Source organism: Rhodococcus sp. As11 (assembly GCF_048957735.1).
GTDB classification, from domain to species: domain Bacteria; phylum Actinomycetota; class Actinomycetes; order Mycobacteriales; family Mycobacteriaceae; genus Rhodococcus; species Rhodococcus gordoniae.
The window spans coordinates 1-23,374 of sequence record NZ_JARDJE010000028.1 but is presented as its reverse complement, the minus strand read 5'-3'; the positions used below and the strand labels follow the sequence as shown (position 1 = coordinate 23,374).

The following is a 23,374-nucleotide window of genomic DNA, read 5'->3' as shown; positions in this document are numbered from 1 at the left end:
AATGTAAGGGATGCGATGGTGGACGAGCGAACGAGGAAAACTCCTTGTGGACGCCCGCACGGACAGGAGGACCGTATGGCCGAGGTGGCGAAGGGGTCGAAGACCGATCTCACCGATCTTCGATACGAGGTGACGCTCGGCGCCGCAGTGGACGGAGCTGTCGACCTGATGGCCGTCCTCCTCGCCGACGACGGCTGCGTGCGCAACGACGACGACTTCGTGTTCTTCAACAATCCGAAGGCGCCGGGGGTCCACCTCACCTCCGATACCTCCGTCACGGTCGATCTGTCCGCGGTGCCGTCGGATGTGCAGCGGGTGCTCGTCGCCGCGAGCACCGAAGCGCAGGGACGCACCTTCGGTGACGTTCCGGGTGTGCGCGTCGAGATCCGTGGGCCGGGCCAGGTGCTGGAGTTCTTTCCGCCCGGGCCGGCCACCGAAATCGTCCTGCAGGTGGTCGCGCTGTACCGGCGTGGAGGTGGGTGGCGCCTCGACGCGGTGGGCCAGGGTTACCAGGACGGACTCGCGGCATTCGCGACCGATCACGGGATCGTCGTCGACGATGCGGACGACGAATCCGAACCGGCCGTTTCCGCTCCGAAGGTGCCTCCTGCCGCGAGCCCGATCTCGTTCGAGAAGGTGCAGATCTCGCTCACGAAGGATTCGCCCATGCAGACCGCCCGGATCGATCTGCGCAAGTCGCAGGGCGATCCGAACTGGGTGCTCACCGTCGGACTCGAATGGGACGGTCGCGGCGCGACATACGACCGGAACGGCAACGTGAAGAAGTACGGCACCGGAGATCTCGACGTCTACTTCTACTGCCGCAACGAGCACACGAACGACTACATCGTCGTCAGTGGAGATCCCGGTCATCGCGGAAGTCTCGACACGTGGCCGCATATCCACCACTACGGCGACAGCAAGGGTCCGGGCAACGGGAAGAGGCCTGCGGTCGAACAGGTTCGGGTACTGCCGAACGAGAACGGCGATCTTCTCGTCAACATCTACCAGAGCATCGACAACGGCGCGGGCGCGATCGACAAGTTCGGAAAGCCGCGTGTGGCAATCCGATACGGTCGTGCCGGGCACGACGGTCTGCCCGGGCCCGACGCCGACGAGATCCTCGTGTACGTCGGCAACGGGAAGAACTCGTACTGGGCGACCGTCGCCCACATCGACGTGCAGGACGGTGTGCTGACCGTCGACGGCGAGACCCGGTACAGCAGGTTCGGGAGCGAACGCATGCCCGGACTCGACTCGTCCGGCAACTGGGTGCGCTCCCCGAAGGGCGGCCCGACCGGTCGCAGCAAGAAGCGGAACAACGGCCTGGGTCTGGATCGCTACGCCGGGACGTGCCCGACGTAGCCGATCACCGGCGCCGGCCGGCCCGCCCGCGTTCGACGACAGCGCGCGTGATCAAGAAGGTGATCACCACTCCGGCGACCGACCGCACCAACCGGTTCACGTCGACGGCCGGTTGCCACGACACCTTCCCGTCCTTGACGACATAGGCGCCCGCCGGTCGGGCCCCGACGCCGAAGCCGCCACCTTCGCCGTTCTCGCTGTCCGCGGACGAACCACCGCCTCCGCCCATGCCGCCGGTGATCGTCGCGGCGGTGATCACCGTGACCCCGTCCTTCTCGAAGGGTGTCGAGAACACTCGTTCGACGGTCACCGTGTCCCTGGCGATACTCATGAGTTCTGCGAGTGTCATCCCGGGCCTCCCTGCTCGGTCGTGTCAACGGGGTCGAACCCATTGTCGGCGACCACGGTGGATGAGACCAGGGAGCACACCGGGGGAAGGAGGACGTATGTCCTCCTTGTGGCGTCGTTCTGTGCGGTCTCGGGGGAGAATGGCGGCGGGAAGTACCGCAGATGGGAGTGACGGGGGCATGAGGGCGACAGCCGAGTCGGGAGAGGCGTGGCCGGCGGAACGCCTGTTCGCGGGGCCGGGAGAAAGCCTGGAACGGTTCCGGAAGACCGACTGGTCGGCGACCCCGCTGGGTCCGGTGGAGTCCTGGCCGGCGGAATTGCGCATGGCGGTGCGGACGGTACTGCCCTCCGAGGTGCCGATGCTCCTGTGGTGGGGGCCGCAGCTGGTGCAGATCTTCAACGACGCGATCATTCCGGTCCTCGGCGACAAGTACCCCGGCGCGGTCGCACAACCGGCGCCGGAATGCTGGCACGAGGTATGGGACGAGGTGGGCGCCCGCGTCGAACGGGCGATGGCGGGCACCGCCACCTTCGCCGAGGAAGAACTGTTGTTCATGCAGCGCCACGGCTACGAGGAGGAGACCTACTGGACCTTCTCCTACAGCCCGATCCGCGACGAATCCGGCGAGGTCGCGGGCGTCTTCGTCGCGACCACCGACGTGACCTCACGGGTGCTCGGTGAGCGGCGCCTCGAGGCTCTGAGCCGCCTGGGTACGGTGGCGATCACCGATCCGGGCATGTCGATGATCGACATGTGCCGGAACGCGCTCGACGCGCTCGCTCCTAGCCGGCAGGACATTCCACTGGCCGCGCTCTTTCTCGACACCCGCGTGGTCGATCCCGAGGGTTCGCGATCGAACTGGAAGCGGTTCGCCTCGATCGGCACGAAACCCGGCTTCTCCGGCGCGCTGCTCGGTCCGGACGAGGATCGATTGCTGTCGAAGGCCGCCACGGCCTCCGAACCGATCGTCGTCTCCGGCATCACCGAACGCTCCCCGGACCTGCTCGACCCGCAGCGGGCCCTCGGCGACCATCCGGTCGACAGCATCCTGCTCGCCCCGCTGAGAACCTCGGGACACGATGCCCCACTCGGTGTTCTCGCGGTGGGGCTGAGCCCGTATCGGGTGTTCGACGCGGCCTACGCCACGTTCGCCGAACTCGTCGTCACCAAGATCTCGGGGCTGCTGCGCGATGCGTCGGCGATGGACGCCGAACGTCGCCGGGCCGACGCGTTCGCGGCGCTGGACGCCGCCAAGACGCGGTTCCTCGAGTCGATCAGCCACGAGTTCCGCACACCGTTGACGCTGCTCCTCGGTCCGCTGCAGAGTGTGCTCGACGACGCCACGGCACTGACGGACGCGCAGCGGCAATCACTGGAAGCCGCCCAGCGCGCTGCGGTCCGGTTGCGGCGACTCGTCGACGCGTTGCTCGACGTGACGCGTGCCGAAGCCGATCTGTCGGGGACATCCCCGACACCGAGCGACCCTGCGGCACTCACCGCCGAATGCGTGGAGCTGTTCGCCGATGCGGCGCACCGTGCGGGCTTGGACCTGCGGAGTCGGATCGCCGCCGCCGCGGCCGAGCAGACCCAGCTCGACCCCCAATTGTGGGCTCACATCGTCCTGAACCTGCTCTCCAACGCGATCAAGTACACCCCGGCCGGGTCGGTCGATCTCGATCTGGACGTCGAGGACGACCGGTTGGTCCTGACGGTCGCCGATACCGGACTCGGTATTCCGGAGGCGGAACTCGGTCGTATCTTCGAGCGCTTCCATCGCGTCGAGAACGCCGGGGGACGCAGTCAGGAGGGCATCGGGCTGGGCCTGTCCCTCGTCTCGGACTGGGTCCACGCACTCGGTGGAAGTGTGACCGTGTCCAGCGAGCTCGGGCGCGGCAGTACCTTCACCGTGTCCGTTCCCCGCGTTCTCGGTCCGGTGTCGGAATCCCCGGCCGGAACCGTCCCGGGAGACCTGAGTGCCCTGTACGTCGGGGAAGCGCACCAGTGGGACAGGGACACCGTCGCCGAGGCCGGATCTTCCGGGCAGGAAGAGGAGCTGCCGCAGATCCTCGTGATCGAGGACAACGCGGACATGCGCGATTACCTGATGCAGTTGTTGCGTCGTGAGAACTGGCACGTGGATGCTGTGGGGGACAGCGACACTGCGCTCGAGCGAATCCGGTCGCAACCGCCGCATCTCGTCCTGAGTGACATCATGATGCCCGGCCGGGACGGAGTGGCGCTTCTCGAGGAGATTCGCAAGGACCCGGCAACGTCTCGCCTGCCGGTCATCCTCCTGACCGCCCGGGCCGGCGCGGAGGACACGATCGGTGGCCTGCGCACCGGCGCCGACGACTACATCACCAAACCGTTCGACCCCGGTGAACTCGTCGCCCGTGTCCGTGTCAATCTCGAGTTGTCCTGGCTGCGTGAGCAACTCATTGCCGCGCAGAGACGTGAATCCGACCAGTTGAAGACGGCGTTGGAGACGCGGTCGACGCTGAGCAAGGCCGTCGGGTTGATGATGGCCACGTTCGAGTGCGACTCCGATACCGCTTTCGAGAAGCTCGTCGCCTTCTCCCAGCACCGCAACGTCAAGGTGCGGGAGATCGCCGAGCAGATCGTCGGCGACTACACCGCCTCGCTCACCGATTCATCGACATAGCTCGGGATCGACCTCCGAACGACTCCGTCGGGGCGTTCCGTCCGGTCACGAACTCGTCCCACTGCTTCCGGATCTCCCACTCGTTGTGAGCGCGGTGACGAATCAGGCCTGCGCATAGAGCTTGTCGATCTCCTCCGCGTACTTCGCGTCGATGGGCTTGCGCTTGAGCTTCATCGTCGGAGTCAGTTCGTCGCCCGAGGGTTCCCAGATCGTCGGCAGTACCGTGTACTTCTTGACCTGCTCGACCCGCGACAGCTTGGTGTTCGCTTCCTCCACCGATTTCGCGATCGACTCGAGGACGACGGGATGGCGGGCGAGTTCCTCGTGGCTGCCGCTGAGACCGTGTTGTCCGGCGAAGACGGTCAGAGCATCCGGGTCGAGCGCGAGCAGCGCGACGTTGTAGGGGCGGTCGTTGCCGATGACCACAGCACCACCGAGCATCGGGCAGGCAGCACGGAGGACGCCTTCGATGTTGGCGGGAGACATGTTCTTCCCCGCCGCGTTGACGATGATCTCCTTCTTGCGGTCGATCAACCGCAGGTAGCCGTCCGCGTCGATCTCGCCGATATCACCGGTGTGCAACCAACCGTCGGAATCGATTGCGTCCGCAGTCTTCTCCGGGTCGTTGCGATAGCCCTTCATGAGCAACGGACCGGAGACGAGCAGCTCGCCGTCCTCGGCGATCCTGATCTTCGCGCAGGGCACGGCCTGGCCGACGGTGCCGATGCGGATGGCGCCCGGCCGGTTCATGGTGACCACACACGAGGTCTCCGACATTCCCCACACCTCGGAGCACGGGATGCCCAGGGCCAGAACGAACTCGAGGACTTCCGGTGAGATCGCGGCGGCGCCTGTGACGGCGGCGCGGACCTGGTCGAGGCCGAGCTTGCCGCGGATCGCGGACAGCACCAGCTTGTCGGCCACCGCGTGCTGCACTTGGAGGGTACGGGGGATCGGCTTGCCGTCGGACTGCAGCCGCGCGCGTGTGCGCCCGACGTCGATCGCCCACAGCGCAAGCTTCTTCTTGATCGGGCTCGACTCCTCGGCGAGTGTCTTGTCGATCGCAGCCTTGAGTTTGTACCAGACCTGGGGGACGGCGCCGAAGAGCGTCGGCCGCAGGCTCGGCAACACCGTGATGGCCTGCTTGAGATCGTCGAGCGTGGTGATCTGCATGCCGCTGTACAAGCTCGAATAGTGCGAACCCCAGCGGTTGGCGATGTGTGCGTCGGGCAGGTACGAGAGGATCCGGTCGTCCGGTCCGGTGGGCAGATACGTACTCGTCGCCTCGAGTTCGGCGAGCAGGTTGGCGTGGGTGAGTTCGACACCCTTCGGCGGACCCGTGGTGCCCGAGGTGTAGATGAGGGTCAGCAGGTCGGACGGCTGCACGGCCTTCCATGCGGCGTCGAAGTCGAACGACGGCTCGGCGGCGGCCTCGAGGTCGTCGAGGGGCATGGTGCCCTCGGGTCTGCCGTCGATGCACACGAGGTGCTCGACCTTCGTGTCGCCGAGCGCCTGCCGCAGAACGGGGACGAACTGTTCCTCGGCGATCATCACGCGGTTGCCGGCGTTGCCGAGCACGTACGAGATCTGTTCGGCGGTCAGCGAGTTGTAGATCGAGAACGGCACCGCTCCGAGGTGGAACGCGGCGGTGTCGAGAAGGTGGAATTCGGGCCGGTTGGTGAGCATGAGCCCGACGGTGTCACCGCGCTTCACACCGAGACCGGCGAGTCCGGCAGCGAGGCGTTCGACGCGCTGCGCGTACTGGCGCCAGGTGTAGCGGACCGAATCGTCGGGCGTGCGCAGCGCGACCTTGTCGGGGTACGCCGCGGCGGTGGTCCGAAAGGCTTCGCAGAGAGTCGACGGGGTGGTGGTGCGAAGGGTCATCACTGGCTCCCGAGATCGAGTGTGGCGACAGCGTAAAGCGAGCCGACAACGCTCGTGGTCGGATTTGCCCGATCGTTGTGCCGGATCCGAACTCTTTTCCCGACAGCTGGGCTGCGGCGGAAGGGAAGCGAGATGCTCGGACGCCGACACGCCCCGAGTGTCCTGCTGCCGCGGGACCTGCGCACCGTGCACCGCATGGCGGCGGGTGTCTCACTCGACTGGGAGATCCTCGCCCAGGCGGCGCAGGCCCTGAGCGACCGCGAACTGCTCGCCCTCTCCGAACGCTGCCATCCGCAGACCCTGCGCCAACTGCGCTGGGCGAACGCGAAACTCGAGGAGATCGCAGCGCAGACGGTCAGTCACCGACTGAGCGACGGCACCGTCAGGGACGCTCGAACTTCTCCTCGCGCCCGAGCCTGCGCAGCCGGATCCACTCGCGCAGCCCCGCCGGGTCGCGGCGGGTGACGAGGAAGTACCAGCCGAACCGCACCCATTCCTGAGGCAGCAACCGGCGCAATCCCGGCTGCGAGAGCAGGTAGCCACGGTTGCGGTAGGTGAAGAAGCGTTTGGTGTCGTTGTCCGGATACTGCGTGTGCATCCGGCCGCCCAGGATGGGCTTGAACTCGTCTGCACCGTCGGGATGCAGGTAGGCCGTCTGCAGACAGGTGCCGAAGGGCAGTCCCGAACGGACGAGACGCCGATGTACCTCGACCTCGTCGCCACGGACGAACAACCGCAGGTCGGGTACGCCCACCGCGTCGATCGCCGCGGCCGTGAAGAGCGCGCCGTTGAACAGCGAGGCGATGCCGGGGAGCAGATCCTCGTCGCCGAGTTCGTGCCGCCACCGTCGCCACACGACGCCGCGGCGCAGCGGGAAGGCCAGGCGGTCGGGTTGCGCGATGTCGCACACGACCGGCGACACCTCGGCGAGATCGTTGCGTTGCGCGCAGTCCAGCAGCGTCGCGAGCACGTCCGGTCCCTCGGGGCGACCGTCGTCGTCGGCGAGCCAGACCCGGTCGGCTCCCAGCGACAGCGCGTACAGGATGCCGAGAGCGAAACCGCCCGCGCCGCCGAGATTGTGCTTCGAGCCGAGATAGCTCGTGGGCACGTCCACCGCGTCGACGAGTTCGCGCACCGCGTCCTCGTCGCCGTTGTCGACCACCACGAGATGGTCGAGCGGACGGGACTGCGAGGCAAGAACTTTCAGGGAGTCGGCCAGCAGCTCGCGGCGACGGTGCGTGACGACGACGCCGATGATCCGTTCGTCAGCCACCGTTCGAACCCGTCGAGGCGGCGGCGTCGTGGGCGGACTTCGCGATCCGCTCGCGCTCGAGCTCGTGGAGGATCGTGCGCACGTGGTCGCCGGCCTCGTCGCCCTCGTAGGACCGCACCACGTGCTCGATGTCGCCCTGCTCACGGATCTGCCCGTGATCGATCCACATCGCCTGGTCGCACAGCTGCGCGAGGAACTCGTTGGAGTGGCTGGCGAAGACGAGGATGCCCGAACGTGCGACGAGATCCTGCAGACGCACCCGCGCCTTCTTCATGAACTCCGCGTCGACCGCGCCGATGCCTTCGTCGAGGAGCAGGATCTCGGGGTCGATGCTGGTGACCACGCCGAGCGCGACCCGCACCCGCATGCCTGTCGAGTAGGTGCGCAGCGGCATGTTGAGGTAGTCGCCGAGCTCGGTGAAATCGGCGATCTCGTCGACCTTGGCCAGCATCTGCTTGCGGCTCATTCCGAGGAACATGCCGCGGATGATGATGTTCTCGTAGCCGGAGATCTCCGGATCCATGCCGACACCGAGATCGAACACCGGCGCGACGCGGCCCGTCACCCGGGCATGGCCGCGCGTGGGCTCGTAGATCCCCGAGAGCAGGCGCAACAGGGTGGACTTGCCGGCACCGTTGTGGCCGACGAGTCCGACGCGGTCGCCTTCCTTCAGCGACATCGTGATGTCGCGGAGAGCCTCGACGACCACCACGTCGGAGTTGTTGCGGCCGATCGCTCCGCCCGCCTTACCCAGGAAGGCCTTCTTCAGGGAGCGGGTCTTGGCGTCGAAGATGGGAAAGTCCACGCACGCGCCGCGCGTTTCGATGCCGACCCGACTCACGATGCTGCTCCAGACGCTGACACGGGACCCGAGCGTACCCGTCGCGGCGATACCGGAGTCCCGGGGCGTACCCGCCGTGACTAGAGGTACTGGCCGGTCCCGGGGTGGGTCTGGCCGGGAAGCTGTTGATCGTTGTGACCGGGGCCTCCCTGCGCGACGCCGGGCGGAAGCGCACCCTGACGCATCTGCTCGAGCTGGGCGCGGGCCGCCATCTGCTGAGCGAACAGAGCCGTCTGGATGCCGTGGAACAGACCTTCGAGCCAGCCGACGAGCTGGGCCTGCGCGATGCGCAACTCGGCGTCGGAGGGCACCGAGTCCTCACCGAAGGGCAGTGCGAGCCGCTCGAGTTCCTCACGCAGGTCCGGGGCGAGTCCCTGACCGAGCTCGCGGATGGAGGACAGATGGATGTCCTTGAGGCGGGTGCGGCTGGCGTCGTCGAGCGGCGCGGCCTTCACCTCCTCGAGGAGCTGCTTGATCATGGTGCCGATCCGCATGACCTTCGCCGGCTGCTCGACCATGTCGGCCAGAGATTCGCCGCCGTTCTCGTTCGCCCCGGCCTCCGAATCGGTGGCGGCCTCGACACGAGCGGCCTCCTCACGGGAGACACGGATGGGGTGACCGTCGGGGCCGATCACGAGAACCTGGTCGCTGTCCGGATGCGTCATGACTCCATTCTTCCCTTTCCCGCCCGGGGGTGCCCGGTTGCCCGACCGAGCCTACCGAGAGGGCAACGCCGAGTGCAGGTACGGCGCGTCCCGATTGACATCGGGACCTAGAGTGTCTGCCATGGCTTACGACGTTGCCCGGATCCGGGGGCTCATCCCCTCGCTCGGCGACGGTTGGATCCACCTCGATCCGCGGGCCGGTATGCAGATCCCCGACGTGGTGTCGCGCACCGTGTCCACCGCGTTCCGGAACTCGGCCGCCTCGGCCACGGGGCGGCACCTGTCGTCGCGTCGCAGTGCCGCGATCCTCGAGGAAGCGCGCGTCGCGGTCGCGGAACTCGTGGGTGCGGATCCGACCGGCGTCGTCCTGGGCCCGAGCCACGCGGTGTTGCTCGCCTGGCTCGCCGAAGCACTCAGTTCCCGCCTCGGGCTCGGCACCGGCATGGTGTTGTCGCGACTCGACGACGAAGCGAACATCGCTCCGTGGCTGCGGGTCGCGAGCCGTTACGGCGCCCAGGTGCGCTGGGCCGAGATCGAGATCGAGACGTGCGAGCTGCCCACCTGGCAGTACGAGGAACTCATCACGCCCACCACCCGGCTCGTCGCGCTCACCGCGGCGTCGTCGATCGTCGGCACCGCACCCGACGTGCGGGCCGTGGCCGATCTCGTCCACGACGTGGGTGGTCTCATGGTCGTCGACGCCGCCGGCGCCGCCCCCTACGCCCACATCGACATCGACGACCTCGGCGCCGACGTCCTCACCGTCGACATGGCCGCGTGGGGCGGACCGCAGATCGGCGCGCTCGTCTTCGCCGACCCGGCCCATCTCGAGCGGGTGCCGGCGATGTCGCTGAACCCGCACGCGCGCGGCGCCGAGCGCCTCGAGGTGGGCGGCCACCAGTTCGGTCTGCTCGCCGGCATCCCCGCGTCCATCGACTTCATCGCCTCGCTCGACGACGACGCCACCGGCTCCCGCCGCGAGCGTCTCGACATCTCGATCAGCTCGATGCAGAACTACCAGGACGTGCTGTTCGACCGCCTCATGCGGCAACTCGACAGCCTCACCGGCGTGATCGTGCTCGGCCGCGCGTCGAGCCGCGTCCCCACCCTGAGCTTCACCGTCGACGGGGTCCCGGCCGAAAAGGTGGCTGCGCACCTCGCCGACCGTCGCATCGCGACGGTGGCGAGCACCCGCGGATCGAGCCGGCTCCTCGATTCGCTCGGCGTCAGCGACGAAGGGGGAGCGGTGAGCATCGGTCTCGCCCCCTACACCACGAGTTTCGAGGTGGATCAGCTCGTCCGCGAGCTCCGCAACCTCTAGTGCCGCTCGATCCGCAGCACGACCTTCCCGACGGTCTCGGGACTGTCGAGCAGCTCGTGTGCACGCGCGGCGTCGGTGATCGGCAGCTCGGCGTGCACCACGGGGTGGACCTTCGCCTCCTCGATGAGCGGCCACAGGTTGGCGCGCACGGAGTCGATGATCGCGCTCTTGCCCGACGGTCCCGAGTCCGGACGGCCGCGCAGGCCGGTGGCGATGACGTGACCGCGCTTGGCGAGAAGCTTGCCGAGGTGCAGTTCGCCCTTGGTACCGCCCTGCATGCCGATGACGACGAGGCGTCCGTCGGGAGCGAGGACGTCGATGTTCCGGGACAGGTACTTCGCGCCCATGTTGTCGAGCACCACGTCGGCGCCGCCGAAGGCAGTGCGCACCTCGCTGACGAAGTCCTGCTCGCGGTAGTCGATCGCCAGATCGGCGCCGAGTTCGCGGCAGCGGTCGAGCTTGCCGGCCGAGGCCGTCACCGCGACCTTCGCGCCGAGCGCCTTACCCACCTGGATGGCGTGCGTACCGATACCGCCGCCGCCACCGTGGACGAGCAGGACGTCGCCGCGCGTCAGGCCGGCCGTCATCACGATGTTCGACCACACCGTGCACGCGATCTCGGGAAGCGACGCGGCGACCGCGAGGTCGATGCCCTTCGGCACCGGCAGCAGCTGGGAGGCGGGCACTGCGACCTTCTCGGCGTAACCGCCGCCGGTGAGCAGGGCGCAGACCCGGTCGCCGATGTTCCAGCCCGTCGCCCCCTCGCCGAGTTCGGAGATCACCCCGGAGCATTCGAGGCCCAGGATGTCGCTCGCTCCGGGCGGCGGCGGATACAGTCCTCGCCGTTGCAGCAGGTCGGCACGGTTGACCGCGGTCGCCGCGACATCGAGAAGTACGTGCCCGGGAGGCAGGTCCGGGTCGGGCCGCTCGGTCCACCGGAGAACTTCTGGACCACCGGGTTCGGTGGCGACGATTGCATACATGTGTTCGACGCTATCGCGTGCGGCGCAGTGAGGGGACGGTCACTCCGGTCGAAACGCGGTCGTCTGCTCGTAGCTACCGAGGGGTAACAACGGACGATCGGCATTACACTCCCCGGCGTGACCAGCGAACGAGACGAACCCAAATGGTTGACCGCGAAGGAGCAGGGGGCCTGGCGTCTCTACGTGGACGGGAACAACCGTCTCATGAGTGCCCTCAGCCGATCTCTCAACGATCGACACGGCTTGTCGCTGGCCGAGTATCGGATCCTGGTGCTGCTCTCCGAAGCCCCCGACGGTGCGCTGCGCATGAGCGATCTCGCCGACGGGGTGCTGTCCTCGCGCAGCCGTCTCACCCATCAGATCCGGCGGATGGAACAAGAGAAGATGGTGGTGCGCAGCTCGTGCCCCGACGACGGTCGCGGCGTGCTCGCCACCATCACCGACGAGGGTCGGCGGCGACTGCGGGAGGCCGCACCCACGCACGTCGACGACGTGCGCACCCACCTCATCGACCTGCTGTCGGAGGACGAACTCGACATGCTGGCGCAGATCTTCGCGCGCGTCGAGCACGCTCTGGCCGATCGCTGACACTGCGAATCGGTTAGGCTCTGCCACGGAAGCGTGGCAGAGCGGCCGAATGCACTCGCCTTGAAAGCGAGCTTGGGTAACACCAACGGGGGTTCGAATCCCTCCGCTTCCGCGCAGGACCGCAGCCCCGGTGGACATTCACCGGGGCTGCGGTTCTTCCGTCTTCGGAACGGCGTCAGCTCGGCCCGGCGAGCACCGCTCGTTCCACGGCCGCGGCCGCCCCGTCGTGCCAGGTTTCGCCGTGGCCGACGAGGACGTTCTTCGCGCCGGTACCGGCGATGGCCGACAGCGAGGCGAGGGCGGTCGTGCTGTCGGCGGTCGCCGCACCCGAGACGATCTGCGGACCGTGCCTGCCCGTGTACGGGTCGAGGGTGACGATCGCGTCGCCGACGATCACGGTGTCGCGATCGGGGAGATGCAGTGCGCAGTGCCCGTAGGTGTGTCCGGGGGTGTGGAGGGGGACAGGACGACCCGGCAGGTCGAGCGGTTCGGAGTCGTGGAAGAGCGTCACGTCGTCGATGCCGCGCACCCACAGTGCCCCCGCCACCGTCATCCGGGTGAGCACGGGGATGCAGGCGGGATACCGGACCGGATAGAGCAGCCGATTGCGTTCGTGCTGGTAGCGGTAAGGGTGCGCGGCGAGGAACTTCTCGTCGCGATGCGCCCAGACCGGCACGCGCCACCGTTCCCGCAGTCGCTTCGCGGACCCGACGTGGTCGAAGTGGGCGTGCGTGAGGACGACTCCCCGCACCTCGTCGACGCGTCGGCCGAGCCGTGAGATCGCATCCTCGATGCGGCGGGCGGTCGCCGGCAGTCCCGTGTCGACGACGGTCACTCCGTCGTCGTCCTCGATCAGGTAGACGTTGACGTCGGCGTGCGCGAGACGATGTACGCCGGGCGCTACATCCGTGTGGAGCATGGCGGCCCCTTCGCTCGTGGAAACGTGCGGGTTCAGCTGTGTCCGTCGATCTCGTCGGCGATGAAGGCGGCCCACGACCACACCTCGTCCTCGCCCGGGGACGGGGAGAAGGACCGGTAGTCGAGTGCCGCGAGTTCGGACACCGGATCCGGTGTGTCCTCACCGTTTTCGTCGCCCACTGCGAACAGCCACACGAGCTGCTGACTCAATGCGGAGGCCCGCGACGACAACAATTCGAGGGTGTCCGGCGAGTATTCACCGGCGTCGACCTCACCTCCGAAGACGACGCCCTCGAATTCCTCCGACCTCTCGAGATCCGAGATGTCACCGACGGTGACGTCGATGTCCCGCTCACCGAGCGCATCGGCGACGAGCTGAGCGATCTTCTGGGGCGGACCTTCGGGACTGTCCGTGACGACGAGAACGGTCATTGTGTCTCCAGCATGTTCGACGACTCGGGTTCACTGGTGCGTTCCCGGTCGCCGAGAGGAGGAAACATGGCGCGGTCGTGTCAGTGCGCGCCACCGAGCGCTCGTACTCCGGGTGCCCCCGAGCGGCGGACGAAGTCGGAGTCGGCGAGCCGTTCGTCCGCGCCGAGATCCAGCGACAGGTCGACGGTGCCGGCGAGCCGGTAGGGCTTGCTCTCGATCACATCTCCGATCGCGCGTCGCAGCCGGGACACCTCGGCCCGGACCGACACGGCATGGTCGTCGTCCCCGTAGAGGGCCCGGCTGAGCGCCGCGACCGTCATCCCGTCCGGGCTGCGCTCGTGCAGCAACAGCAGGATTTCGGCCTGACGCGCGGTGACGAGAGTGCGCCACGAGTCGCCGTCCCCGAAGACCTCCACGGTCGGCGACGAGGACACGTGCAGAATCATCCGCAGTCTCGAGGCCGCCGCCGCCCCGCGTATCAGCCAACCGTGCGAAAGACGTTCGGGTACGCACAATCCCATCCCCGGTACGGTCAGGGGACGGGCCTGTCGCGGAACCGCGACCCGTTCGGCGGCGATGCCGGAGGCGTGCGCGACCCAGCCGTCCTCGTCGACGAGCAGTACCGGGCCCCGGGTCGACGACAACAGTGGAGCGGCCTCGGTACGGAGCTTTTCGAGGCGCACCTCGTGCCGTCGCCACAACTGCGATTCGGCGAGCCGGACGGCGGTGTCGACGAGGGCGACGATGGCCGGATGCAGGGTCAGTGCAGGGCCGCTGACGTCGACGATGCCCAGCAGGTCGCCGCGGATCGGGTCGTGGATCGGGGCGGCGGTGCAGTACCAGGGGTGCTGGGTCGTCTCGAAGTGCTCACCCGAGAACAGCTGGACGGGTGCGGCCTCCGCGAGCGCCGTGCCGATGGCATTGGTGCCGACCGTCGCCTCGGTCCACACCGTTCCCTCCTGGAAACCGAGCGCGTCGGCGCGGGAACGGATCGGTGCGGAACCGCTGCGCCAGAGAATCACGCCGTCGGCATCGGTCACCACCAGCAGCAGGTGGGAGGCGTCGGCGACGGGCGTGATGACCTGCTCGAGGTCGCCGATCACCGCGGAGAGGGCGGACGCGCGGCGGCGCCGCTCGACCTCCGCGGCCGGCAGACGGTTGCGCTCGTTGATCCCGGTGGGATCGAGGCCGGCGTCGAGCACGCGCTGCCATGAACGGGACACCAGCGGCCGGGGGCGCATCGGTGACCGGGCGCCGCCGATCACCGCGTCGTGCATCCGCGTCAACTCGCGCGCGTACCGCGACAGGTCGGTGCCGGGCGCGATCGCGCTGAACGTGGTCACGGTCTCCTCTTCGTCGTCGTCCTCGGAGCATAGGGCGCAAATGTGTGATGCGCCACAATCCGGTACCCGTGCAACGTGATGCAACGCTTGCCGGGCGCGGCCACGGGGAGTGTCCTGGATCACATCACCACCGGAAAGGACTCATCATGACCGACACCCTCGACAAGCCCGCGACCTCCGGCACCGCGACTCCCGACGACCGCGTCGACGCCTGGTTGCAGGCGTTCGGCACCGCCCTCGCGCAGCGCGACGTCGACGCCGCTGCCGGCCTGTTCGGCACCGACTCCTTCTGGCGCGATCTGGTCGCTTTCACCTGGAACCTGAAGACCGTCGAGGGACGCGAGGGCGTCTCGGACATGCTGCACGCGCGACTCGCCGAGACCGACCCGAGCGGCTTCCGCACCACCGAACCGGCGACCGACGACGACGGCGTACTCAGCGCCTGGATCGCATTCGAGACCGCGGTCGGCCGCGGAGTCGGTCATCTGCGTCTGAGGCGCGACGAGGAGAGCGGCGAGGATCGCGCCTTCACGCTGCTGACCACGATGCAGGAACTGAAGGGATACGAGGAGAACAAGGGCACGCGTCGTCCGCGCGGTACGAAGCACGGCGCGGACAAGCAGCGGGTCACGTGGTCGGAGCAGCGCGAGATCGAGGAACGCGAACTCGGATACACGCGCCGGCCGTACGTCGTGATCATCGGTGGTGGTCAGGGTGGGATCGCGCTCGGCGCCCGCATGCGTCAACTCGGAGTCCCCGCGATCGTGCTCGACAAGTACGACCGGCCCGGCGACCAGTGGCGCGGCCGCTACAAGTCGCTGTGTCTGCACGACCCCGTCTGGTACGACCACCTGCCGTACATGCCCTTCCCCGACAACTGGCCGGTCTTCGCGCCCAAGGACAAGATCGCGGACTGGCTCGAGATGTACACGAAGGTGATGGAGGTTCCGTACTGGTCGAAGTCGGAGTGCACCTCGGCGAGCTACGACGAGGAGACGGGGGAGTGGACGGTTCACGTCGTGCGCGACGGCGAACCGGTGACCCTCCGGCCGAAGCAACTCGTCATCGCGACCGGCATGTCGGGTAAGCCGAACATCCCGGACTTCCCGGGGATGGACCTGTTCCGCGGCGAACAGCACCACTCCAGCGCCCATCCCGGCCCCGATGCGTATGCCGGCAAGAAGGTCGTCGTGATCGGCGCCAACAACAGCGCCCACGACATCTGCGGTGCTCTGTGGGAGGTCGGCGCGGACGTCACCATGGTGCAGCGCTCGTCGACGCATATCGTCAAATCCGATTCGCTCATGGATCTCGGCCTCGGCGACCTGTACTCCGAGCGGGCCCTCGCCGCCGGCGTCACGACCCAGAAGGCCGACCTGACCTTCGCGTCCCTGCCGTACCGGATCATGCACGAATTCCAGATCCCGATCTACGAGAAGATCCGCGAGCGCGACGCCGACTTCTACGACCGGCTCGAGAAGGCGGGCTTCCGGCACGACTGGGGCGACGACGGCTCGGGTCTGTTCATGAAGTACCTGCGTCGCGCCTCCGGGTACTACATCGACGTCGGTGCCTCGGAGCTCGTCGCGAACGGCGACATCGCGTTGGCCCACGGCAACGTCCGTGAGCTCACCGAAACCTCGGTGATCCTCGAGGACGGCACCGAACTCGACGCCGATCTCGTCGTCTACGCGACCGGCTACGGCTCGATGAACGGCTGGGTCGCCGACCTGATCTCCCAGGAGGTCGCCGACAAGGTGGGCAAGTGCTGGGGTCTGGGCTCCGAGACCACCAAGGACCCTGGTCCGTGGGAGGGCGAGCAGCGCAACATGTGGAAGCCCACGCAGCAGGACGGCCTGTGGTTCCACGGCGGCAATCTGCACCAGTCGCGGCACTACTCTCTGTACCTGGCGTTGCAGCTGAAGGCGCGCTACGAAGGCATCCCGACCCCGGTCTACGGACTGCAGGAGGTGCACCACCTCCGCTGACGACCCGGCTCCCACGCGTCGCCCTCGCCCACCCGGCGGGGGCGGCGCGGCCGTACTTCCTCCGATTCGTCACGAATCGGAGGGCGAGTATTAGGGTCGCGTGCAGGTCCGCTTGACCGGGTACAGGTAGGGACTGTGAGATCACTCCAGGTCGTCGGGGGACGGGGAGTTCGATGGTGAAGAGACTTGCGGCGGCTGTCGCCGTGGCGTTGATGGTGCCGATCTCCGGTGCCACGATCGCCCATGCCCAACCGGCGTCGGCCAGGATCGACCACGTCGAACGCGTCGGCGACAGGCAGACGAAGCTGTTCGTCCATTCGCCCGCCATGGGCAGGATCATGCAGGTGCAGGTGCTGCACCCGGCGGGGGAGGGTTCACGCCCCAGCCTGTATCTGCTCGACGGTGTCAGCGCCGGCGAAGAGTCCGACTTCCGCGAGAGCACGTGGACGCAGCGCACCGACATCGAGGAGTTCTTCGCCGACAAGAACACCAACGTCGTGCTTCCCGTCGGCGGCACCGCGAGTTACTACACCGACTGGAACACTCCCGATCCCGTCCTCGGGGTCAACAAGTGGGAGACCTTCCTGACCGAGGAACTGCCACCGTTGATCGATGCCGAATTCGGCGGCAACGGCATCAACGCGGTCGCGGGACTGTCGATGGGAGCCACCGGAGCGATGTCGCTGATCACCCGTAACCCCGACCTCTACCGAGGGGTCGCGGCGCTGAGCGGGTGCTACGACACCTCCAGCGACTCCTCCCGCGACACGGTGCGCGGAACCGTTGCTTACAAGGGCGGTAACCCCGACAACATGTGGGGACCACCCGAGGACGGTCGGTGGGAGGAACACGACTCCTACCTGCTCGCCGAGAAGTTGCGCGGCAAGGAGATCTTCCTGAGCACCGGCAACGGCCTGCTCGGTCCGCACGATCTCGGCGCCGGCCAGGACGTGCTCACCGTCGGTGCGCCGCTCGAGCTCGGCACTTTCGTGTGCACCGTCACATACGATCGTCGCCTCCGCGAACTCGGCATTCCCGCGCGCGTCGTCTACCGCCCCTGGGGCACGCATTCGTGGAGTTACTGGCAGGACGACATCAAGGCCGCGTGGCCGACCCTCGAGGACGCACTCGGACTCCGCTGAGCACATCCGGCGCATCGTCGGAGACCGTCTCAGTGCAGGCGGATGCGATCGACGGCCGGGGGTTCCACACGTGAGCGGGTTGCCAGATAGCTGTTGAGGGCATCCAGGCTCTTGCCCGCCCCGACCAGTCCGTGCGCTTCGGTGCACACGGTGAAACCGTCTCCGCCGCCGGCCAGGAAGTTGTTCACCACCACCTTGTACACGCGCTCGGGGTCCACGGGCTCGCCGTCGATCGTGATCGACCGGATGCGTTCGCCACGCGGCGCCAGTCGGTCGAGGGTGTAGTTCAGATTGTGCGACGGGGCCAGGATGCGTTCGATGTCCGAGCCCACCGCACTCTTCTGGAACTGCTGCTCGAGCAGCGCGTCGAGTTGGGCTCCTGTGAGGTCGAGAACCTGCAGCATGTTCCCGAAGGGCTGCACCGCGTAGGTCTCCCGGTACGAGACGGTGCCGTCTCCGGCGAGCAGGTCGCTACGGAGTCCGCCGGGGTTCATCAGGGCGATCTGCGCCCCCAGATGCCGCGTCGCCGCCAGTTGGGCGTCGGCCACCAGATTGCCCAGTGCCGATTCCCCGCTCGGAGTCTCGCGCCGCGTGATGTCCGCGTCGACGCGGGCGATCGGCCGGTTCGCGACCTCCGCCGACGTCTCCACCGCCCGGTCCACGAATTCGAGTGTGGCCGGATCCGGGGCGATGTCGTGCGTGACCACCTGCGTGAAGACGACGGTGCTGTCGCGCCGCACCTCCCGGCTCTGACGGTCGATGGCGAGGTCGGCGACCGACAGGATGCGTCCGTGCGAGGCGCCCTGCACGACCGTGCGTGGCCTACCCGCCGGGTCGGTGTAGGTGCAGTTGAAATGCCGGTCGCCGTCGGAAGTGATGATGAGGTCTACGTCGGCGGAGACGGATGTCGCGATGGCCGCGGCCCCGCCGTCTCGGCTCGGACACGGATCGTCGCCCTCGATTGCGCCGATGTCGCCCTTGTAGAGCACCACGATCGAGCGGACGCCGAGCGCACCGAGGATGTCGGCGGTGCGGTTGACAGAGGTGATCTCGTCCTCGAACCGCAGCCCCGCGATCGCGTCGGGCCGGATCATGTCGGGGGTGTTGCTCGGCACGACGCCGATCACCCCGACGGGCACTCCGTCCACGTAGTCGATGCTGTAGGGGAGTGCGGCGGGTGTTCCGTCCGTCGTGGTGAGGTTGGCGCCGAGGATCGGGAAGTTCGCGCCCTCGAAGGGCTCGGCGTAGCGGCAGCCTTCCTTCGGGTGGCAACCGCCGTCGCGCAACCGCTCGAATTCGGCGTAACCGCGGTCCAGTTCGTGGTTGCCGAGGGCCGCGGCGGTGAGATCGAGTTCGCCGAGCAGAGCGATGGTCGGCTCGTCGTGGAACAGACCCGACTCGAGCGGCGACGATCCCCAGGTGTCGCCCACGGCGTAGAGCACGGAGTTGTCGGCCTGTTCCCGGAGCTGCCGGACGTAGGCGGCGAGATAGGCCGCACCACCTGCGGGGACCGAGACACCGTCCGATCGGACGACCTCACCGTGGAGTCCCTCCGGGGGCAGGAGATTTCCGTGCAGGTCGCCGAACGCGATCACCCGGAGCGGGACGGTGTTCGACGGCACGGTGTTCGCCGGTGCAGCGCCGGCGGGCGCCGAACCGCCGAAGGCGACCAGCGAGCCCACGATGGCGCAGGCCGACAGGGCGCGACGCACCGTGCCTACCCCCATACAGTGCCTCCGACCCCGGCTCGATCCGACCGCCCGAGTCTGGCAGGCCCGGATCACGCGGCCGATACCCAGCCATAACGGTTGGGTCTCGTCACAGGGTCAGCCGATGCCGGCGAGTGCCCGTCCCTGCCCGGTCGCGAAGTCGAGGAACAGGTCGTTCTCGTGCGGGTCGCCGATCGTCACCCGGGTTCCCTCGCCGGTGAAGTTGCGCAGCACCACACCCGCCTTCGCCGCTGCCTCGGAAAACGCGGCGGAGCGTTCGCCCAGCGGCAGCCAAAGAAAGTTCGCGGCACTCGCGGGCGCCTCGTAGCCGGCGTCGACGAGTGCGGCGTGGACCCGTTCCCGTTCGGCGACGACACCCTCGGTGCGGGCGAGCAGCTCGTTCGCGGCGCCGAGCGACGCCACGGCGGCCGTCTGGGCGAGCGAGTTGACGGAGAACGGGATGTGGACCTTGCTCAGCGCGGTCACGACCGTCGGATCGGCGACCGCATATCCGACGCGAATGCCCGCGAGGCCGTAGGCCTTGGAGAAGGTGCGGAGCACGACGACGTTGCTGCGACTCTCTGCGAGTTCGAGGCCGTCCGGCAGATCTTCACCCGGCTCGGGGCGGACGTACTCGAAGTATGCCTCGTCCAGGGCGACGACGATGTGCTCGGGCACGGCGTCGAGGAACTGCTCGAGCTCCGCCTTGCCCAGCAGCGATCCGGTGGGGTTGTTCGGGTTGCACACGAAGATCAGGCGCGTTCGGTCGGTGATCGCGGCGAGCATGGCCTTCAGATCGTGCCCGTGATCCGCGGTGTTCGGAACGCGCACGGCGGTCGCGCCGGCCACGGCCGCGATGATGGGGTACGCCTCGAACGAGCGCCACGCGAAGATCACCTCGTCGCCCGCGGCGCACGTGATCTGCACGAGCTCCTGGCACAGGCTCACCGACCCGCAGCCCACGGCGATCCGCTCGGTCGGGACACCGAGCCGCTCCGCCAGTGCCGCGACGAGCTCGGTCGCGCCGTTGTCGGGGTAGCGGTTGAGGCCGGCGGCGGCTTCTGCGATCGCCTCCCGGACGCTGGGGAGCGGGCCGATCGTCGTCTCGTTGCTGGCGAGCTTCACCGCACCGGGGAACGAGCGGCCCGGAACGTAGGCGGGGATCGATTCGAGGTCGGGGCGGGTCCGTGGAGTCACGTGGTGATTATGCGCCCCGACGTTCGGCGCCGTGTCGGCAGGATGGCGAGTAACGCCGGTCTGCGCCTCTCTGACCAGGCGTTTTGCGTTTCCCCGCGGGGCATGTGTAATGTTTCGATCCGGCGGTTCGAGAGCATCGAATCCCCGAGGAGGCGTGCCAGAGCGGCCGAATGGGACTCACTGCTAATGAGTTGTCCCCCTTACCGGGGACCGGAGGTTCAAATCCTCTCGCCTCCGCCAGTTGGTGTAGCGTCACCGACGACAATTGAATACACATGCGCCCGTAGCTCAACGGATAGAGCATCTGACTACGGATCAGAAGGTTAGGGGTTCGAATCCCTTCGGGCGCACACACGAAGCCCCCACCAGAGGAAAACTTTGGTGGGGGCTTCCTCGTATCTGTGGTTACGGGGTCGCCACGACACGGAATCGACACGGCTCGCCGACCGGGTTCATCGCCCTCTGGCGCCTGTCGTCACTCCGCGAGGGGAGCCATGTGACTCACTCGGGCACGCACTCGTCGCCGAGCCGTCCTGGCCGCTGTTCATCTCGGCACCGCCGAGCAGCACGTCGCGCGGTACACGCAGCTCACGAAGGGTTGATCGCACAGGTCTCGGGTCCGGTGCGGGGAGGTCATCCCTGCGCCGGCCCTGTATCCGTGTCCGGGGGCGACGACAGAGCGTCCTCCACGCGAGTCGCGGCGGCAACGGGGTCTTCGTGCTCCCACACCCGCACCACCGTCCACCCCGCGGCCTGCAGGCGCGCGTCGGTGTCCCGGTCGCGCTGTACGTTGGCGGCCAGCTTGGCGGCCCACCATTCGGCGTTGTTCTTCGGGTAGGTCGCGTGGTGCGGGCAACTGTGCCAGAAGCAGCCGTCCACATAGACCGCCACCCGACGACGAGGAAAGACCAGGTCGGCACGTCGCCGCAGGCCGGGCAGTGGAGCACGGTCGACGAAGAACCGCCGGCCACGCCGATGCAGTTCTCTGCGCAACGCCACTTCGGGAACGGTGTCGCGCCGCCGCTGCCGGCTCATCCGCGCACTGGTACGCGGATCCGTCCCGGGCCGATCGGACGACGCCATCACCGCGGCTCCATCTCCGTGTCTCAGGCTGCCACTCGCGGGAAGCCACCCATACGTTCGAGGTGGTTCTCCACGTCCTCGAGGAATCCCGGTAGGAAACGCAGGTTGCCGGAGCGTGCGCGGCGGAGGAAACCTGCCGTCGCCCGCGCCGACAGCAGACGAGCATCGAGGAGGAAACCCCCGAGATCCTCATAGGGCGCCTGGACCGGCCACTGCGACTCGTGCACGCGGAACGCCTGTCCACGCGTACCCCACGCGGCGGTCGGCCAGGTGTCGCCCGGACGCAACGGTGTCTCGTGATCGGAGCTGTACTCGATCGGGTTGTTCAGTCGGTGGCCCACCCACGACGCCATCCGGACGCTGACCGCATTGCCGACCAGACGCCACCGATGCCCGGACCGAACGCCGGGAGCGTCGACGGCGGGGGCGGTCCAGTCGGCGTCGAACCCCTGGAGTCGCTCCGCGTCGGTCAGTCCGGGGGTGACGATCTCGCCGGACGGCAGTCGCACGGCCGGCGGACTGGCGATGCCGAGGGTCGAGCCACCCTTGAGCGTGGGCACGGCATTGACCGCCCATCCGAGTCCGCGCACACCCTCGGTCCAGTAGAAACCGCACGGGAACAGATCGGGGTTGCCTTCGAGGGGCATCCCGGCGTCCTCGCCGAACAAGACCGTGCGGGGGTCGTCCGTGCGCGAGGCGACCATCAGGACGCGGTGCCGGCGCTGGGGAAGGCCGAATGCGCGGGCGTCGACCACGCGATAGGCCCACATGTAACCGAGTTCCTCGAACGCATCGGTGATGTGGCGCATCGCTGCACCGCGACCGAGCTGCAGCATGAAGGGAACGTTCTCCACGACGAGCCAGCGCGGGCCGTTCTTACGCTTGACGAGACGGAACACTTCGTCGACGAGTCCGGACTTCGATCCCGTGATGCCGGCCGTACGGCCCGCCTGGGAGAGGTCCTGGCACGGGAAGCCGGCGGCGACGAGTTCGGTATCGCGGGGGAGAGAGCGGAGACGCGTGACGTCCGGATGAAGGGGAACGTCGGGAAAGCGCGTGCGCAGTACTGCCTGAGCGCCCGGCTCGATCTCGCAGAGAAGTTCGGTGTTCCACCCGTGTCGCCCGAGTCCGAGCTCCAGCCCGCCGATACCGGCGAACAACCCCACCATGTTCCCCGTCGACGTCACGGCACCCTTCCTCGCTCAGCTCAACGGTGAACGTTACTCGAGAAGTAGGACGATCCGTGAGCGGACGCGACGAGCACCACGGTCGAGGGGTCGTCCTGTTGCTCGGGTGGGGAACTACGGGAGGTAGAAACATGCTTTGAGCAGGCGATTTGGTGTTCTCGGAGATGTTCGCGTAACTTATTCCAGGTCAGAGCGACACGGACACCGACCCGGGCCGAAAGGAACGGGACAACGAGGTTGGACGAAGGCGCCTGCAGATTTCACTGGTTCGAAACCTTCTGGTAAGGTTTCGAGTCGCCCCTGGTTCCGAAAGCAACACGGACTTGCGTCCGTGAGCACGAGGAAGTAGGCTGGAACAGTTGCCTCAGAGCGGGTCGGACGACAGTCCGGAACGTGACGATGTGCGCGTGTTCTTTGAGAACTCAACAGTGTGCCGATGAATGT

General features: G+C 67.6%; 20 protein-coding genes and 3 tRNA genes. 10 read left to right on the top strand and 13 right to left on the bottom strand.

What is annotated here, in order from left to right; genetic code table 11:
• Positions 1-75 precede the first annotated feature (75 nt).
• Entirely contained in the window at positions 76-1,365 is a 1,290-nt protein-coding gene (locus PV766_RS22365) for a TerD family protein (protein ID WP_421097925.1), read from the top strand.
• Between the two features lie 4 nt (positions 1,366-1,369).
• Here the strand turns inward: PV766_RS22365 and PV766_RS22360 are convergent, their stop codons facing one another.
• A complete protein-coding gene (locus PV766_RS22360) occupies positions 1,370-1,714 on the bottom strand; it encodes a spore germination protein GerW family protein (RefSeq protein WP_129974850.1) in 345 nt (114 codons plus the stop codon).
• Positions 1,715-1,892: 178 nt separating this feature from the next.
• On the opposite strand from PV766_RS22360, the gene PV766_RS22355 reads away from it, so the two are divergent.
• Positions 1,893-4,376, top strand: a complete 2,484-nt coding sequence (locus PV766_RS22355; protein WP_421097924.1) for a response regulator — start codon at positions 1,893-1,895, stop codon at positions 4,374-4,376.
• 102 nt (positions 4,377-4,478) lie between these two features.
• On the opposite strand, the gene PV766_RS22350 is transcribed toward PV766_RS22355, so the two are convergent.
• Positions 4,479-6,260, bottom strand: a complete 1,782-nt coding sequence (locus tag PV766_RS22350) for an AMP-dependent synthetase/ligase (protein ID WP_421097923.1) — start codon at positions 6,258-6,260, stop codon at positions 4,479-4,481.
• 132 nt (positions 6,261-6,392) lie between these two features.
• On the opposite strand from PV766_RS22350, the gene PV766_RS22345 reads away from it, so the two are divergent.
• Positions 6,393-6,725, top strand: coding sequence for a hypothetical protein (locus tag PV766_RS22345; RefSeq protein WP_371053395.1), 333 nt, complete (start codon positions 6,393-6,395; stop codon positions 6,723-6,725).
• Here PV766_RS22345 and PV766_RS22340 read toward each other — a convergent pair.
• From PV766_RS22340 to PV766_RS22330, 3 genes are all read right to left on the bottom strand, one after another.
• The gene (locus PV766_RS22340; protein ID WP_016931486.1) at positions 6,643-7,533 is read right to left on the bottom strand and encodes a glycosyltransferase; all 891 of its coding nucleotides are present in this window, start codon (positions 7,531-7,533) and stop codon (positions 6,643-6,645) included. The two genes, PV766_RS22345 and PV766_RS22340, sit on opposite strands and share 83 nt — an antisense overlap.
• Complete coding sequence (locus PV766_RS22335; protein WP_026002728.1) at positions 7,526-8,374, bottom strand: ABC transporter ATP-binding protein; 849 nt, start codon at positions 8,372-8,374, stop codon at positions 7,526-7,528. The genes PV766_RS22340 and PV766_RS22335 overlap by 8 nt, the downstream gene beginning before the upstream one ends.
• Before the next feature lie 80 nt (positions 8,375-8,454).
• Entirely contained in the window at positions 8,455-9,039 is a 585-nt protein-coding gene (locus tag PV766_RS22330; RefSeq protein WP_129974846.1) for a bacterial proteasome activator family protein, read from the bottom strand.
• A 121-nt stretch (positions 9,040-9,160) separates the two neighbouring features.
• Here PV766_RS22330 and PV766_RS22325 point away from each other — a divergent pair, with 121 nt between their 5' ends.
• Complete coding sequence (locus tag PV766_RS22325) at positions 9,161-10,360, top strand: cysteine desulfurase-like protein (RefSeq protein ID WP_129974844.1); 1,200 nt, start codon at positions 9,161-9,163, stop codon at positions 10,358-10,360.
• Here PV766_RS22325 and PV766_RS22320 read toward each other — a convergent pair.
• Complete coding sequence (locus PV766_RS22320) at positions 10,357-11,343, bottom strand: NAD(P)H-quinone oxidoreductase (RefSeq protein ID WP_129974842.1); 987 nt, start codon at positions 11,341-11,343, stop codon at positions 10,357-10,359. The genes PV766_RS22325 and PV766_RS22320 overlap by 4 nt on opposite strands.
• A 117-nt stretch (positions 11,344-11,460) precedes the next feature.
• Between PV766_RS22320 and PV766_RS22315 the strand changes: the two genes are divergently transcribed.
• Positions 11,461-11,931: a MarR family winged helix-turn-helix transcriptional regulator gene (locus tag PV766_RS22315; RefSeq protein WP_016932881.1), complete on the top strand. Its 471-nt coding sequence runs from the start codon at positions 11,461-11,463 to the stop codon at positions 11,929-11,931.
• A gap of 27 nt (positions 11,932-11,958) precedes the next feature.
• A tRNA-Ser gene (locus PV766_RS22310) sits at positions 11,959-12,043 on the top strand.
• Positions 12,044-12,106: 63 nt separating this feature from the next.
• Here the strand turns inward: PV766_RS22310 and PV766_RS22305 are convergent.
• The 3 genes from PV766_RS22305 to PV766_RS22295 all read right to left on the bottom strand — a co-directional run bounded on the left by PV766_RS22305 (position 12,107) and on the right by PV766_RS22295 (position 14,624).
• Positions 12,107-12,850: an MBL fold metallo-hydrolase gene (locus PV766_RS22305; RefSeq protein WP_016932880.1), complete on the bottom strand. Its 744-nt coding sequence runs from the start codon at positions 12,848-12,850 to the stop codon at positions 12,107-12,109.
• 32 nt (positions 12,851-12,882) lie between these two features.
• Positions 12,883-13,281, bottom strand: a complete 399-nt coding sequence (locus PV766_RS22300; protein ID WP_421097922.1) for a flavodoxin domain-containing protein — start codon at positions 13,279-13,281, stop codon at positions 12,883-12,885.
• An 80-nt stretch (positions 13,282-13,361) separates the two neighbouring features.
• Positions 13,362-14,624: a GAF domain-containing protein gene (locus PV766_RS22295; RefSeq protein ID WP_421097921.1), complete on the bottom strand. Its 1,263-nt coding sequence runs from the start codon at positions 14,622-14,624 to the stop codon at positions 13,362-13,364.
• Positions 14,625-14,770: 146 nt separating this feature from the next.
• Between PV766_RS22295 and PV766_RS22290 the strand changes: the two genes are divergently transcribed.
• Positions 14,771-16,612, top strand: a complete 1,842-nt coding sequence (locus tag PV766_RS22290; protein ID WP_421097920.1) for an NAD(P)-binding domain-containing protein — start codon at positions 14,771-14,773, stop codon at positions 16,610-16,612.
• Between the two features lie 173 nt (positions 16,613-16,785).
• The gene (locus PV766_RS22285; protein WP_255162050.1) at positions 16,786-17,754 is read left to right on the top strand and encodes an alpha/beta hydrolase; all 969 of its coding nucleotides are present in this window, start codon (positions 16,786-16,788) and stop codon (positions 17,752-17,754) included.
• Positions 17,755-17,783: 29 nt separating this feature from the next.
• Here PV766_RS22285 and PV766_RS22280 read toward each other — a convergent pair whose 3' ends face one another.
• On the bottom strand, positions 17,784-19,481 hold the full coding sequence (locus tag PV766_RS22280) for a bifunctional metallophosphatase/5'-nucleotidase (protein WP_129974832.1): 1,698 nt from the start codon (positions 19,479-19,481) through the stop codon (positions 17,784-17,786).
• 99 nt (positions 19,482-19,580) lie between these two features.
• Entirely contained in the window at positions 19,581-20,660 is a 1,080-nt protein-coding gene (hisC, locus tag PV766_RS22275; RefSeq protein ID WP_129974830.1) for a histidinol-phosphate transaminase, read from the bottom strand.
• A 148-nt stretch (positions 20,661-20,808) separates the two neighbouring features.
• On the opposite strand from hisC, the gene PV766_RS22270 reads away from it, so the two are divergent.
• Together PV766_RS22270 and PV766_RS22265 are read left to right on the top strand one after the other, a co-directional pair.
• Positions 20,809-20,900: transfer RNA gene (locus PV766_RS22270), tRNA-Ser, on the top strand.
• A gap of 37 nt (positions 20,901-20,937) precedes the next feature.
• Positions 20,938-21,010 (top strand) — tRNA-Arg (locus tag PV766_RS22265).
• A gap of 283 nt (positions 21,011-21,293) precedes the next feature.
• On the opposite strand, the gene PV766_RS22260 is transcribed toward PV766_RS22265, so the two are convergent.
• Together PV766_RS22260 and PV766_RS22255 are read right to left on the bottom strand one after the other, a co-directional pair.
• On the bottom strand, positions 21,294-21,743 hold the full coding sequence (locus tag PV766_RS22260) for a very short patch repair endonuclease (protein ID WP_129974828.1): 450 nt from the start codon (positions 21,741-21,743) through the stop codon (positions 21,294-21,296).
• Positions 21,744-21,766: 23 nt separating this feature from the next.
• On the bottom strand, positions 21,767-22,912 hold the full coding sequence (locus PV766_RS22255; protein ID WP_129975874.1) for a DNA cytosine methyltransferase: 1,146 nt from the start codon (positions 22,910-22,912) through the stop codon (positions 21,767-21,769).
• Positions 22,913-23,374 lie beyond the last annotated feature (462 nt).

What these genes read in the sequence shown, in the direction of transcription:
- PV766_RS22300 (WP_421097922.1), bottom strand. Translation starts at nt 13,281, where the DNA reads ATGACCGTTCTCGTCGTCACGGACAGTCCCGAAGGTCCGCCCCAGAAG.
- PV766_RS22345 (WP_371053395.1), top strand. Translation starts at nt 6,393, where the DNA reads ATGCTCGGACGCCGACACGCCCCGAGTGTCCTGCTGCCGCGGGACCTG.
- PV766_RS22290 (WP_421097920.1), top strand. Translation starts at nt 14,771, where the DNA reads ATGACCGACACCCTCGACAAGCCCGCGACCTCCGGCACCGCGACTCCC.
- PV766_RS22330 (WP_129974846.1), bottom strand. Translation starts at nt 9,039, where the DNA reads ATGACGCATCCGGACAGCGACCAGGTTCTCGTGATCGGCCCCGACGGT.
- PV766_RS22260 (WP_129974828.1), bottom strand. Translation starts at nt 21,743, where the DNA reads ATGGCGTCGTCCGATCGGCCCGGGACGGATCCGCGTACCAGTGCGCGG.
- PV766_RS22305 (WP_016932880.1), bottom strand. Translation starts at nt 12,850, where the DNA reads ATGCTCCACACGGATGTAGCGCCCGGCGTACATCGTCTCGCGCACGCC.
- PV766_RS22285 (WP_255162050.1), top strand. Translation starts at nt 16,786, where the DNA reads ATGGTGAAGAGACTTGCGGCGGCTGTCGCCGTGGCGTTGATGGTGCCG.
- PV766_RS22280 (WP_129974832.1), bottom strand. Translation starts at nt 19,481, where the DNA reads ATGGGGGTAGGCACGGTGCGTCGCGCCCTGTCGGCCTGCGCCATCGTG.
- PV766_RS22350 (WP_421097923.1), bottom strand. Translation starts at nt 6,260, where the DNA reads ATGACCCTTCGCACCACCACCCCGTCGACTCTCTGCGAAGCCTTTCGG.
- PV766_RS22365 (WP_421097925.1), top strand. Translation starts at nt 76, where the DNA reads ATGGCCGAGGTGGCGAAGGGGTCGAAGACCGATCTCACCGATCTTCGA.
- PV766_RS22325 (WP_129974844.1), top strand. Translation starts at nt 9,161, where the DNA reads ATGGCTTACGACGTTGCCCGGATCCGGGGGCTCATCCCCTCGCTCGGC.
- PV766_RS22320 (WP_129974842.1), bottom strand. Translation starts at nt 11,343, where the DNA reads ATGTATGCAATCGTCGCCACCGAACCCGGTGGTCCAGAAGTTCTCCGG.
- PV766_RS22255 (WP_129975874.1), bottom strand. Translation starts at nt 22,912, where the DNA reads ATGGTGGGGTTGTTCGCCGGTATCGGCGGGCTGGAGCTCGGACTCGGG.
- PV766_RS22360 (WP_129974850.1), bottom strand. Translation starts at nt 1,714, where the DNA reads ATGACACTCGCAGAACTCATGAGTATCGCCAGGGACACGGTGACCGTC.
- PV766_RS22355 (WP_421097924.1), top strand. Translation starts at nt 1,893, where the DNA reads ATGAGGGCGACAGCCGAGTCGGGAGAGGCGTGGCCGGCGGAACGCCTG.